Source organism: Kitasatospora sp. NPDC098652 (genome assembly GCF_044760155.1).
Taxonomy (GTDB): Bacteria; Actinomycetota; Actinomycetes; order Streptomycetales; family Streptomycetaceae; genus Kitasatospora.
Genome location: NZ_JBIWAQ010000009.1, coordinates 62,613 through 74,679, shown reverse-complemented (window position 1 = coordinate 74,679; position 12,067 = coordinate 62,613). Strand labels below are relative to the sequence as shown.

Sequence of the window (12,067 nt, the reverse complement as noted above, 5' to 3'; positions counted from 1 at the left end):
GTGACGGATCGTCAGAGCATGTGCACGCGGCGGTAGATCGCCGCCGACCGGCTGGTGAGCAGCCCGGCCTCGGCGAGGAACGCCATCAGGTGCCGGGAGCTGTTGCGCATCATCGCCTTGCGGTGCTCGTTGCCCTTCACCTCGTCGAGGGCCCGGGCCACGTCCAGCCCGACGGCCTTGTAGACGCCCGGGTGGACCATGCTGCTGACGATGACGTACGCGCCGATCGCGATGCCGGTGGCCGAGGTGCGGCGCCGGGCCGGGCCCGCGTGGCGGACCCGTTCGCGGATCTCCTGCCGGGCGAACTTCATGTGCCGGGACTCCTCGACCACATGGATCCGGGAGGTGCCGCGGACGATCTCCAGGACGTTCTCGCCGCGCATCCAGTCGCGCTGCATGACGTCCAGCACCTCCTCGGCCACCAGGATGCCGCCGTAGGCGAGTTCGCCCTTGGCGAGCGCCTTGAAGGCGCGCCCGGCCTGGGCGATCACCTTGTTGGGCCGGTAGGCGGGGACGCCCATCTTCTGGCAGGCGCGGGCGAACATGATGGAGTGGCGGCACTCGTCGGCGATCTCGGTGAGCGCGAACTGGAACTCGGCGTTGGCGGGGTTCTTGAGGTACTGGTCCCGCAGCACCATCTGCTGGAGGATCATCTCGAACCAGATGCCGGTGTTCATGATCGAGCAGACCTCGTGCCGGGTGAGCATGACCCGCTGCTGCTCGGTCATCTCGTCCCACAGCCGGGTGCCGTAGAGGGTGCTCCACTCGGGATTCAGACCGTAGTGCTCCTCGGGGAGGGGCGCCTCCCAGTCGATCTCGGTCGTCGGGTCGAAGGAGAGGGTGGCGGCCGACTCCAGCAGCCGCTTCGAGACGTCGTCGTCGGCCGCCGTGTGGCCGTGTTCCGCTACCCCGTGGCCGTTCCGGTCCGCCGCCGTCTGCCGGATGAGAGCCATGGCTGCCTCCTGGTGCCTGCCTCTGCGGGTTCCCGCCCACCCGCCTTATTAGACGGACAGTACAATAAGAGCCGGTCCCCGAGAACCCCCTGCGCAGTACGTTCAAGCCCGGCGCCGGTCTTCGGCGTCGAAGAGGACCAGGGCATGGGCGGCGGGCCGGAGGGCGTCGCGCAGCGCGGACGCGGTGGTCCGCTCCAGGCCGCCGAGGGCTTCGGCGAGTTCGTCGATGACGTCCTGGGCGATCTCGGCCGCGACCGCGTCCGGGGCCGTACGCGGGCCGAGCTTGCTGACGGCGGCGGCCGCGCGGGTGGGGGTGAGCAGGGCGGAGGCCTGGACCAGCAGCCAGGCGGGGACACCGGCGGCACCCTCGGGCGGGGGGAGATACGGGCGGGCGCCGTCGTAGCGCCCGTCCTCGGCGAAGGCCTTCTGCTTGACCTTGAGCACCGGCCGGGCCGCCGCCCCCGACTCGCGCCATTCGCCGGCGGGTTTGAGGACGTAGCCCTCGGCGAGGTTGTCGGCGAGCTCGGGCAGTCCGAACAGGGCCGGCACCCGGCTGGGGAAGGCGGCGGGCAGGTCCTGGAGGGTGTTCAGCGGGCCACGGGCGAGCAGCGGCGCACAGCTGAGCCCGGCCGCGTCGGCGGCGGAGCGGAGCTCCCGGTCGGCGAGCCAGCAGCGGCCGTCGGCGGTCTCCACCGTGGCGTCGAAGGGCAGCCAGCGCAGCCCGGGGTCGTACCAGACCCCCGTCTGCACGGGGTCGACGCCGGGGGCGGCGGGCACCCCGGGGTGGGGATAGCGGCCGCCGGCCAGTTCCCCGTACACGGTGACGACGGCGTCGCGGCCCCGGCCGGCCCGTACCGCCGCCGCGAACCGGCCCGCCGCGACGCGCAGTCGGGGCCAGATCCGGCTGACGCCGAAGAAGGCGTCGAGGTCCTCGTCCCCGAGCAGGTCACGCCGCTTGGCGGCCCGTACGGTGTCGCCCTGGCAGACCACGGCGAAGTGCGCGCCGTGGACCTTCTCCGCCGCCGTCCACTCCCGGCTGCCGGGCGCGTCGGGGCGCCCCCTCGCGGGGATCTTCGGATAGGGCGTCAGTTCGGACCAGGAGTCGGGCACGAACAGGATCCTCGCCGCAAAGCCCCACCCCCGCAACGGAGATACCCGAGCGGGTCGCTTCCACCCGCGTGGACGCGGCGGCCTCCCACCCCGGCGGCACGCACCGGGCCCGTGCCGGGCACCCACCGGGCTCACGACGGGCGCACAGGGGGCAGAATCGTTACTCTTCGTGTCGATATGCACGCCCTCCGTGAGAGGATCACGCCGACGGCACCCCCGAACCCGAGGAGTAGGCATGGCCGACCGCCAGAACGGCACCGTGAAGTGGTTCAACGACGAGAAGGGCTACGGGTTCATCAGCCCGGAGTCCGGCCCCGACCTGTTCGTACATTTCCGGGCGATCGAGTCGACCGGCTTCAAGTCCCTGGTGGAGGGCCAGAAGGTCTCCTTCGAGGCCGTCCAGGGCCAGAAGGGCATGCAGGCCGACAAGGTCCGGGTCGAGGAGTAGCGGCCCGAGGGATCCGTTCGCGCGCCCGGGCGGCGGTGGCCGACCGGGCGCGCGTCCGCCTTCCGGGGCGGGGCGGTTCCGCTACCGGGCGCGGAGCCCGGCCAGTGCCCCCTGCACCTGCTGGACGACCGCCGGGGGCAGCGTGCCGTACTTCATCGACTCGCCGCTCGCCTGGCCCGGGCCGCTGACCGCGTAGGACGCGAGGCCCGCCACCACGGCGGAGTTCCCGCCGCGCTCGCAGAAGCCGAGGTAGCCGATGCCGACCACGGGATAGCCGCCCTTGACCGGCTTCTGGTAGTCGAGCTTCACGGACAGCCGACTGCCCGAGGTCTCCACCGTGCCGGTCGCGGCCATCGCATTGGCGGTCGCGGTGCTCGGGGCGGCGTCGGAGTCACCGGTCCGCACCCGGACCGTGTGGAGGTTCCCGACGGCATGCAGCGGGACGAAGCCGATCGACCACTGGGCACCGGCGACGGCGCCGGGGATGCTCGCCTCGGTCGCCCCCGGCTGGGCCTTCACCTCGGAGCCCCAGACCGCGCTCACCTCGTACGGCCAGTCGGCGGGCGCGGCCTTGCCGAGGTACTGGGAGAACACGTAGGAGGACCAGGACAGCCCGGCCGGGACCCGCACGTCGATCGGTGAACCGGGCAGCACCGCAGCCGGGTTGAGCGCCCTGATCGCCGGGTCGTTCCAGGCCTGGATCTGCTTCCGGAAGATCTTGGCGAGCGTCGGGGCGTCGAGTACCAGGTCGGCCACGCCGGGCACGTTGAAGACGACCGCGAGGGGGGCCACGGTGACCGGGAGCTGGGACACCTGGCCGGTGGCGCAGCGCTTGCCGTACGTGACCGCCTGCTGCTCGGTCAGCGTGGTGTCGAAACCTGCGGCGTCGAGCCCGCCGTCGGCGAAGAGGGTCGCATTGGAGGTCTTGAACGGGTCGTCGGCGCCGGGGGCCGCAGGGCCCTTGTAGGTCAGCCGGTTGCCCGGGCAGGCCTTGCCGAAGTCCGCCGTCCACCGCTCGACGAGGGCGGCCTCCATTCCGTCCACGCCGATGGCGGCTTGTCCGGCCGGGGCGCAGCTGACGCCGGAGGCGGGGGCGGACGGGCCGGTCTGCCCCGTCTGCCCGGCCTGCCCCGTACCCGGCTGCTGGTCGTGCCAGGTGAGGTAGCCGAGCGTGCCCGCCGCGGCGACCACGACGGCCGCCACGGCGGCGCCGACCAGCAGGGCCTTGCGCGGGCGGGGTCGGCCGGCGGGGGCGGCGGCGGTGGCCGCGGACGGGGCGGTCGGCAGGTACGGCGGTACGGTCGGCGCCATCGGCGGCGGCACCTGCGCCGGTGTCGGCACCTGCGCCGGAGCGACCGGGTTGGGGGCCGTCGGCGTCGGCACGACCGGGGCAGCAACAGAGGCCGGAGCAGCAGCAGGCACCACCGGCCCCGTCCGCAGCTGGACCGTCCGCCCCCTCGCCCCCTCCCCGGTCATCCGCAACAGCCCCTCCACCGTGGGCCGTTGCTCCGGCTCCTTGGCCAGGCACCCGATGATCAGCGGATACAGCTCGGGCGCCAGCCCGGCCAGGTCCGGCTCCTCGTAGACGACCCGGAAGCCCACGGCGTGCGAGGAGTCCGCGCCGAAGGGGCCACGCCCGGTGGCGGCGAAGGCCAGCACGGAGCCGAGGGCGAACACGTCGGTGGCCGTGGTCGCCGTGCCGTTGCGGAACTGTTCGGGGGCCATGAACGGCGGGGTGCCGACGGCGACGCCGGTGCTGGTGAGCTGGGTCTCGCCGGCGCTGCGCGCGATGCCGAAGTCGATGACGCGCGGCCCGTCCTCGGCGAGCAGCACGTTGCCGGGCTTGAGGTCGCGGTGGATCAGTCCGACGCGGTGGATCTCCTGGAGCGCCTCGGCGAGTCCGGCGGCGAGGCGCCGTACCTCGGTCGGGGCCAACGGGCCCTGTCCGGAGACCCGTTCGCCCAGGGAGGGGCCGGGGACGAAGAGGGTGGCCAGCCAGGGTGCCGGGGCTTCGGGGTCGGCGTCGAGGACGGGCGCGGTGAAGGCGCCGCTGACCTTGCGCGCGGCGGTGACCTCCTGCCGGAAGCGGGCCCGGAACTCGGCGTCGGCGGCCAGTTCGGGCCGGATGACCTTGACGGCCACCTGGCGGCCGGACACCGACCGGGCGCGGTAGACGACGCCCATCCCGCCCGCGCCGAGCCTGCCCTCCAGGAGGTATCCGCCGATCTCCCGCGGATCGTGTTCCGACAAGGTCACGTGCCGTTTCCTCCCCCAGGCGCGTCCGGCCGGTCGGCCGACCGACCGACCCAGCCTAGTGGGGGCCCGGACCGGCGGGTGAGGCAGGCAGGCTCAACCGCCCGCCGCCATCACCACCGAGCCCGACATCGTCCAGCAGGGCCTGGACGCCGTGGTGCGGCAGGACAAGCTGCCCGCCGCACCGGCGCCTGTCAAGGACGGCAAGGGCCGCACCCGGGCCTGCACGGCGGGCAAACGCTGATCCGCCGCCCGCCCCGGTAGCCCCTCGCGGATCACCCGTCGAAGTGGCACCAGATGATCCCGACGCCCGCACCGCTCGCGTCCCGCCCGACCAGGATGCTGCCCGAGGTGAAGTCGCAGGTGGGGAAGACCAGGGCGTTCGCGCTGCTCGCCGGGTCGACCAGGACGTCGAGCACCGGGCTCCGGGAGCCGGCCGCCCGCTGGGCCTCGAACTCGGCGGCGGCGTGGGCCGCCGGGTCCGCCGCCTCGGCGAACCCGGCAGTCCGGCGCAGGGCCCCGCCGATCGCCAGGTTGTCCGGGGTGGCGGAGTAGATCGCCGACGCGCTGTAGCTCAGCTCGTTGACGTCGTCGGAGGCCTGCTCCCAGTCCGCGTCCACCAGCGCCTCGGGGCCGGTACCGGCGGCGACCAGCGCGACCGCGGAGACGGTGGCGCCCCGCCCGTCGTCCCAGTCGTACGCGAGGTACACCTCGTGCAGCCCGTCGGCGATGACATTGAACGTGTAGTGGTCCCGGCCGTCGAGACCGCAGACCGCGACCTGCCCGCGGCTCGCCAGCCGCCCGGCCGGCGTGAACTCGCCCAGGAAGCCGGGCTCGTCCTCCCCGTGGTGCGCCCGCAGGACGGCTTCGATCGCTTCGATCATCTTCATGGCGGGGAGTGTGCCACCCCCCTCCGACAGTCCCGGCCCCGGCCCCTCACCGCCCAGGTGCGGGGCCGGTGGGGGGTGGCAGTGGTGGTGGGGGTGGCGGTGGTGGCGATGCCCGGACGTTCTGCGGCCGCAGCCAGGGCGCAGTGACACGGCCGGGCGGTCCGGGGACCGCCCGGCCGTTCGCCGTAGCCGTGGAGCTCAGCCGCCGGACGGCGGGCCGGTGGCTGCGGTGGCCGCGGCGACCGCGCCGGGCGGGATGAGCCGCCGGGCGACGAGGTCGGCGTAGACCTGCTGGAGGTGGGTGACCTCTCCGGCGACGGGGTTGACGGCCGCCGAGGCCGGTGCGGTGACGCCCGCGAGGACGTCGTCGGTGCGCGGCGCGGCGAGGGTGAGCACGGGCCCGATGTCGGCCGCCGCGGCGTCGCGCGCGGTGAGGGCGGGCAGCGACCAGCGCCGCTCGACGGTGCGCAGGATGCTGGTGTGGTCCAGCTGCGCGGCGGCGTCGGGTGACCGGAAGACGGTGCCGGGGGCGATCAGCGGGGAGACCAGGACGGTCGGCACGCGGACGCCGAACCGCTTGAAGTCGAAGCCGAGTTCGCCGATGGTGCCGTCGCCGGGCGGGGCACTGGTGGTGGGCGGTGGGACGTGGTCGTAGCAGCCGCCGTGTTCGTCATAGGTGATGACGAGCAGGGTCTTCCCCCAGGCCGGTGCCGGTCCGTCACGCAGGGCCCGGTAGACGTCCCGGATCAGCTGCTCGCCCAACGCCACGTCGAGGATCGGGTGTTCGCTGTTCCCGGTGGCCCCCCAGCTGGGTTCGAGGAAGGTGAAGGAGGGCAGGGTGCCGGCCGCGGCCGCCGCCTGGAAGGCGGTGAAGACGCCGAAGTGGTCGGCGGAGGCGCCGTGGATGTCGGGGAAGTTCCCGGAGACCAGCGGCGCGGCGTGGTAGCCGTAGGCCCGCCACGACACCCCGGCACTGGTGAGCCGGCCGAAGATGCTGGGGCAGGTGAAGTTGTGGGTGTGGTCGTCCAGGTGCCCCTGGCTGGTCGCCGCGCAGGAGAACGCCCGGTTCGGCAGGGTCTCGGTGGGCACGGAGCTGTACCAGTGGTCGCACACCGCGTAGCCGCGGGCCAGCGCGGAGATCACCGGCACGGTGTCCGGGGTGAAGCAGCTCATGATGTCGGCCGGGACGGTGCCGGGCAGGACGGTGTGGTTCGGCTGGGGAGGCTGGTCCAGCACCCGCGCGAAGTCCGTCACGAACCCCTGCATCCCGGCGACCGGCGGCGTCGGCGGGTTGGGTGTGCCGAAGAGCTGGGCGTTGGTCGGGCCGTACCCCTCACCGGGGTTGGCGCCCGGCATGAAGTACGGGTGGGGGTCCGTCGACCGGATGCGGCGGACGGTGACGAGCTTGCCGTTCTGGTCCGGGTTGGTCTCCTGCCCGGTCAGGCCCTCGTACGGCTGGCCGGCCGGGGAGACGTTGCCCTCGTCCGTGTACAGGAACCCCAGCATGTGGTCGAAGGAGCGGTTCTCCAGCATCAGCACCACCAGGTGCTCGACCGCCTGGAGTCCGTCGCCGCCGGACATCAGCTTCGCCGCTTGCTCGGCAGCCACTGGTCGCGCGGGATCCGGCGCCGTTCACGGCGGCTGCCGACGTGTGCGCGGCTGTGGTAGGCGACGGTGAGGGCGGCGGTCTTCTGGGTCCATCCGGTGCCGGCCGAGACGTCGAAGACCCCGATGTAGCCGCCGCTGAGGAGTTCGAGCGGCTGCTTGATGGCATTGCCGTGGTCGAACCGGGCGCCGTTCGCCGGGCGGCCGGACTGGAACCACGCGGGGTAGACGAAGTCGCTGACCTTGACCCCGGCGATGTCGTACGCGTAGCTCTCGTCCTGGCAGGCGTCGCACACCTCCATGGAGTACAACGTCCCCTTGTTGGCGGTCGGTTGGTCGAAGACCACCTGGTCGATGTCCGGGTCCGCGATCATCTCCAGCAGCTCGTGGCTGGTCGTCACGGTCCAGTTCTCGCCGTACTGCTTGTCGGTGGCGGCGAAGACCTTGCCGATCGGCAGGAAGCTCGTGGTCACGTCGTGGTACCCGAGGGCACCGGCCTGGTCGGAGTTGTCCAGGACGACCAGCCACCAGGCGTTGTCGGAGAGTGCGCTCGACGCGACGAAGGACAGGTCCGCGTCGACCCCCCACGCCGGGGCGAAGTCCCGGTGGACCTGGGTCTGGAGTGCGGGGACGACGGCGCTCACCTCGTGGTCGGTGAGCACGGTGCTCTCGTTGGTCACTTCGATCTTGATGATGGACATTTCTCCTCCCGATGTCTCATTTGGTGGTGTATACGTAGGTGATACGTATCTGCCGTAAATGTCGCTTGTATACTTACAGCCTGTGCCGCGCAACGGCGGACGTCAAGACCGAGGGCAGCCCGGGAGGGGCACTGGTGGAAACCGACTCGACCCCCGAGCCGAAGCCGTCCGGCCGGGGCCGACTGAGCAGGCCACGGGTGCTGCGCGCGGCGGTCACCCTGGTCGACCGCGAGGGCCTCGCGGCGCTCACCATGCGCAGCCTCGCCGTCGACCTGGGCGTGGAGCCGATGGCGCTCTACCGCTACGCCGACGGCAAGCAGGCGCTCCTCGACGGCATGGTGGAGGCCTTCTACGCCGAGGTGAACGAGCAGGTGGGCGAGAGGGCGGGCGACAGGACGGGCGAGGGCGGGGGTGAGGGCGACTGGCGGGCACAGCTGCACCACGTCGCCCGGGCCTTCCACCGGGTCGCCGACGCCCACCCGGAGGTGTTCTCCCTGGTGGCCACCCGCCCGCTCAGCGTCCCACTGGCCCGCCGCCCGGCCTCGATGCTCCAGCTCAACGAGCTCGTGCTGACGGTGCTGAGCCGGGCCGGCCTCGACGACCGGGCCACCCTGCGCCTCTACCGGACCGTGGTCGGCTGGGCGATCGGCTTCCTGCTGGTGGACAAGCGGCAGGTGATCGACAACCCCGACGACCCCGAGCCCCTGCTCCGCCTCGGCCTGCACCGCCTCCCCGCCACCGAGTACCCACTGCTGCGCACCCTGGCCCCGCTGCTGGTGGACCACGACGCGGAAGCGGAGTTCGCCACCGGCCTGGACGCCCTCCTGGACCGCCTGGTGCCGTAAAGCAAGAAGGCCGGTCGATCCGAAGATCGACCGGCCATTCGCTGTGCGCGAGGGGGGAGTTGAACCCCCACGCCCTTTCGGGCACTGGAACCTGAATCCAGCGCGTCTGCCTATTCCGCCACCCGCGCATCTGGGTGATGGGTTAACTATAGACCATCTGGAGGGGTGCCTCTGACCACCTCAGGGCTACGAGGGAAAGCCCCCGGACCGGACGGCCGAGAGGAAGGACTCCCAGGCCGGGGCGGGGAAGATGAGGACCGGGCCGTGCGGGTCCTTGGAGTCACGTACGGGGACGGCGCTGGGGAGGAATCCGAGGGCCACCTCGATGCAGTCCCCGCCGTCGTTGCCGCTGTAGCTGCTCTTCCGCCAGGTGGCTTCGGCGAGCTCGTTGCTCATCATCTCTGTAACCCTCCAGCGCATCGGCGATCAGCCGGAGCGACTCGCACTCCGACGGGCATTCGGCACGGAGCTGATCATAGTGACGCTGGTACTTGACGACAGTGGCCGGAGCATCGCTCAAGTGCCCTTGTTCAAGGCTCTCCGAGTACACCGAGCGTTGCCCGTCCGGCAGCTCCAGCAAAACCATAGCCGTCTTGATGATCATCCGCCGACCCGAGAACGGCGCAACGTGGATGATGACGTTCGGCAGCTGCGCCACCCGCAACAGATGTTCCATTTGACGGCGCATCACCGACGGCCCACCGACAACCGTACGGATAGCGCTCTCATCGAGAATGACGATCAACAGCGGCCCATCCCCATCCGGCACGATAAAGCGGCTCTGCCGACTGAGTCGAGCCCTGGTCAGCTCCTCGATCTCCTCCGGCTTGCCAGCGGCATCACCAGTCTCGAAGATTGCGCGCGCGTACTGGTAGCACTGCAAGAGGCCATGAATCAAGCTGTCTTGGTACACCCGCAACCCGACAGCGATGGCCTCACGATCCGCCTGCTCCTGAAACCAATCCGGATGCTCGACTGACGCATCCCAGTCGACCCGCCCGTACAGCCGCTTCAACAGGTCACCAGTGCCGTAGAGCCGGTCGAACTCTCCGACCTCCTCGACCGTCGGCTTCCGCTTCCCGCTCTCGGTCCGTGAGATCACCGTCCGATCGCAGTGCAGGAGCTTGCCCACGTCCCCCTGGGTGCAGCCCGCCGCCTCTCGGGCGTACTTGAGCTCCTCGCCGAACATGATCGCGGAGCTAACGGTCGCTCCCCGCCTGGTCTTTCCCTGTGCCACGACTGCCCCCAGTTGTGCACCGCACGTCCCGCACGCCTAACTGGCGTCACCGTACCTCCGCAACCCCGATGATTGACACCAGAACGCAATCATTCGCGTGCACAGCGTGATTGCGCGCGCCTTTCGCGCTCCCCTATTCCGCCCCCTCCCGAGGTCCCCCCATGCCCATCTCCCGCCGCCCCCGCGCGTTCGCCGCCCGCCTCGACTCCTGCGCCGAATCCACCCCCCTGGCCCGGTACTTGCTCCGCGCCTACCTCGCCGCCCTCCCCACCGGCGACCGCTACCGCGACATCGCCGAACTCCTCCTCGGCGAACTCTTCGCCAACGCCGTCCAGCACTCCGACGCCCCCACCGACCGCCTCATCGAGATCCGCTTCGCCCTCGTCAACGACCGCCTCCGCCTCGAAGTCCACGACGCGGGCACCGGCCGCCCCTCCCTCCGCACCCCCACCACCACCGACGAGCACGGACGCGGCCTCTACCTCGTCAACGAGCTGGCCGAACGCTGGGGTTACTGCCCGAGGGCCGGCGGCATCGGCAAGTTCGTCTGGGCGCTCGTCGCCCCCTCCCCCACCCTCCTCGCCGCCTGAAAGCCCACACCCCGATGCTGCCTCCACTCCCCACCCTCGCCCGGCACGCCCTCGACCGCGGCCACACCCCCGCCGAGACCTACGCGATCCTGGCCCGCCGCACCCACAAGCCACTGCCCGCCGCGCGCGCCGTCTGCCTCGCCCTCGCCATCCCCCACGCCGAGACCACCATCCGCCTCAACGAGTGCTACGACGCCCTCCTCGCCAACCCCCGCCCCGGCACCGAGGCCGACACCGGCGAACTCCTCGAAGCCCTCGGCGTCTTCGACATCCCCAAGGCCCTCACCCCCACCGAACTCGCCGTCGTCGAGCACTTCCTGGCCGCCATCGACGCCATGGGCGGCATCCGCGCCGGCCACCAGCACGGCCTCGCCCGCTGGTTCACCACCGGCAACCTCACCGCCGCCTACCTCTCCCTCACCGCAGCCCGCCCCCTGCCCAGCACCGGCGACCCCATCCGCTACTGGACCACCCTCGTCACCGCCGGCGAACTCCTCACCGCCGAACCCGCCCCCGACCCCCGGATCAGAACCGCGCTCGCTCAGTGCCGCAGCCGTGCGGCCCGGGCCAGTTCGGCGTCGTACTGATCGGCGTCGAAGTGGAAGTCCGGCAGCCGCGCGGCCTCGTAGGGCACCTCCCAGTCGGACCACTCCACGATGCCCCCGCACCGCCGCACGACCACCGAGACGAACCCGCAGCACCCGCCCGTGCACTCGGGTTCGCCCAGCACCACCCGCCGGGGATCGGCAGTCGCGTGCAGGAGGCCGTCACCCTCGGCGGGCAGCACCTCGTCCGCGAACGGACCCCGGCCACCGGCCCCGACGGCCTCCGCCACCACCTCCGCACCGTCGATCCACACCCGCACCAGCGGCACCCACCGCCGCCCCTGCTGCTCCACCACGAGCTCGATCCGGTTGAACACCCCAACACCCCCCACCCGCACCGGAAGTCGGCCCGTCCGACTTCCCGTACACCACACCGTCAGCCCCGCCCCCGCCCCCGGGCAACCCGTTTTCCCCCAGCCCCACCTCCCCCGCACAGGAAGTCGGCCCGTCCGACTTCCTGCGCAACCGGGGATCGCACGCGGCTACAGCACGGCGACGCACCCGCCCAAGTCGGCGGTCAGGAAGACGAGGTGGGAGTCACCGGCCATCTGCACCCGCCCCAGGGCGACCGGGGTGTCCCCCGCGCGCCGAAGGGCCGGCAGTCCCTGCTCGAAGTCCTTCGCGGTGACGACCCCGTCCTCCGCCATCCATCGGGCCCGCCACTCCCAGATGGCGAACAGCTGGCCGGCCGGTGCCGTCGAGCCGGCCCACACCTGGAAGCCGGCACCGGCCCGCAGGGCCAGCGCGGCCCGCTGGGCGCCGTCGGTGCCGTGGCGTTCGAGGATGGTGATCAGGGATTCGCGTTCCACGCCGTGCAGTATGCGCCGCAC

14 protein-coding genes and 1 tRNA gene are annotated in these 12,067 nt (G+C 71.9%); 4 read left to right on the top strand and 11 right to left on the bottom strand.

Features of this window, described 5'->3' with window-relative positions; translation table 11 throughout:
* Positions 1-11: 11 nt before the first annotated feature.
* The gene (locus ACIQWA_RS20760; RefSeq protein ID WP_402484412.1) at positions 12-953 is read right to left on the bottom strand and encodes a diiron oxygenase; all 942 of its coding nucleotides are present in this window, start codon (positions 951-953) and stop codon (positions 12-14) included.
* Positions 954-1,055: 102 nt separating this feature from the next.
* The gene (locus tag ACIQWA_RS20755) at positions 1,056-2,063 is read right to left on the bottom strand and encodes an RNA ligase family protein (protein WP_402484410.1); all 1,008 of its coding nucleotides are present in this window, start codon (positions 2,061-2,063) and stop codon (positions 1,056-1,058) included.
* Between the two features lie 235 nt (positions 2,064-2,298).
* Between ACIQWA_RS20755 and ACIQWA_RS20750 the strand changes: the two genes are divergently transcribed.
* Complete coding sequence (locus ACIQWA_RS20750) at positions 2,299-2,511, top strand: cold-shock protein (protein ID WP_402484408.1); 213 nt, start codon at positions 2,299-2,301, stop codon at positions 2,509-2,511.
* An 81-nt stretch (positions 2,512-2,592) separates the two neighbouring features.
* Here the strand turns inward: ACIQWA_RS20750 and ACIQWA_RS20745 are convergent, their stop codons facing one another.
* The 4 genes from ACIQWA_RS20745 to ACIQWA_RS20730 all read right to left on the bottom strand — a co-directional run bounded on the left by ACIQWA_RS20745 (position 2,593) and on the right by ACIQWA_RS20730 (position 7,960).
* Positions 2,593-4,767: a serine/threonine-protein kinase gene (locus ACIQWA_RS20745; RefSeq protein ID WP_402484406.1), complete on the bottom strand. Its 2,175-nt coding sequence runs from the start codon at positions 4,765-4,767 to the stop codon at positions 2,593-2,595.
* A 272-nt stretch (positions 4,768-5,039) separates the two neighbouring features.
* Positions 5,040-5,654 (bottom strand): hypothetical protein, encoded by a 615-nt coding sequence (locus tag ACIQWA_RS20740; RefSeq protein ID WP_402484404.1) that lies wholly within the window; start codon positions 5,652-5,654, stop codon positions 5,040-5,042.
* A 198-nt stretch (positions 5,655-5,852) separates the two neighbouring features.
* Entirely contained in the window at positions 5,853-7,262 is a 1,410-nt protein-coding gene (locus tag ACIQWA_RS20735; protein ID WP_402484402.1) for an alkaline phosphatase family protein, read from the bottom strand.
* Positions 7,235-7,960, bottom strand: a complete 726-nt coding sequence (locus ACIQWA_RS20730) for a hypothetical protein (protein ID WP_360243426.1) — start codon at positions 7,958-7,960, stop codon at positions 7,235-7,237. The genes ACIQWA_RS20735 and ACIQWA_RS20730 overlap by 28 nt, the downstream gene beginning before the upstream one ends.
* Positions 7,961-8,094: 134 nt before the next feature.
* Here ACIQWA_RS20730 and ACIQWA_RS20725 point away from each other — a divergent pair, with 134 nt between their 5' ends.
* Positions 8,095-8,805 (top strand): TetR/AcrR family transcriptional regulator, encoded by a 711-nt coding sequence (locus tag ACIQWA_RS20725; RefSeq protein ID WP_402484400.1) that lies wholly within the window; start codon positions 8,095-8,097, stop codon positions 8,803-8,805.
* Between the two features lie 44 nt (positions 8,806-8,849).
* On the opposite strand, the gene ACIQWA_RS20720 is transcribed toward ACIQWA_RS20725, so the two are convergent.
* From ACIQWA_RS20720 to ACIQWA_RS20710, 3 genes are all read right to left on the bottom strand, one after another.
* Positions 8,850-8,933, bottom strand: a tRNA-Leu gene (locus tag ACIQWA_RS20720).
* Between the two features lie 58 nt (positions 8,934-8,991).
* The gene (locus tag ACIQWA_RS20715; RefSeq protein ID WP_402484399.1) at positions 8,992-9,126 is read right to left on the bottom strand and encodes a DUF397 domain-containing protein; all 135 of its coding nucleotides are present in this window, start codon (positions 9,124-9,126) and stop codon (positions 8,992-8,994) included.
* Entirely contained in the window at positions 9,086-9,994 is a 909-nt protein-coding gene (locus ACIQWA_RS20710) for a helix-turn-helix transcriptional regulator (RefSeq protein WP_402484397.1), read from the bottom strand. Before ACIQWA_RS20710 ends, ACIQWA_RS20715 begins: the two co-directional genes overlap by 41 nt.
* Positions 9,995-10,203: 209 nt before the next feature.
* On the opposite strand from ACIQWA_RS20710, the gene ACIQWA_RS20705 reads away from it, so the two are divergent.
* Complete coding sequence (locus tag ACIQWA_RS20705; RefSeq protein ID WP_402484395.1) at positions 10,204-10,632, top strand: ATP-binding protein; 429 nt, start codon at positions 10,204-10,206, stop codon at positions 10,630-10,632.
* A 14-nt stretch (positions 10,633-10,646) separates the two neighbouring features.
* On the top strand, positions 10,647-11,219 hold the full coding sequence (locus ACIQWA_RS20700) for a hypothetical protein (protein WP_402484393.1): 573 nt from the start codon (positions 10,647-10,649) through the stop codon (positions 11,217-11,219).
* Here the strand turns inward: ACIQWA_RS20700 and ACIQWA_RS20695 are convergent.
* Both ACIQWA_RS20695 and ACIQWA_RS20690 read right to left on the bottom strand, forming a co-directional pair.
* Entirely contained in the window at positions 11,174-11,554 is a 381-nt protein-coding gene (locus tag ACIQWA_RS20695; RefSeq protein ID WP_402484391.1) for a hypothetical protein, read from the bottom strand. The genes ACIQWA_RS20700 and ACIQWA_RS20695 overlap by 46 nt on opposite strands.
* 165 nt (positions 11,555-11,719) lie before the next feature.
* Positions 11,720-12,046, bottom strand: a complete 327-nt coding sequence (locus ACIQWA_RS20690) for a hypothetical protein (protein WP_402484390.1) — start codon at positions 12,044-12,046, stop codon at positions 11,720-11,722.
* Positions 12,047-12,067 lie beyond the last annotated feature (21 nt).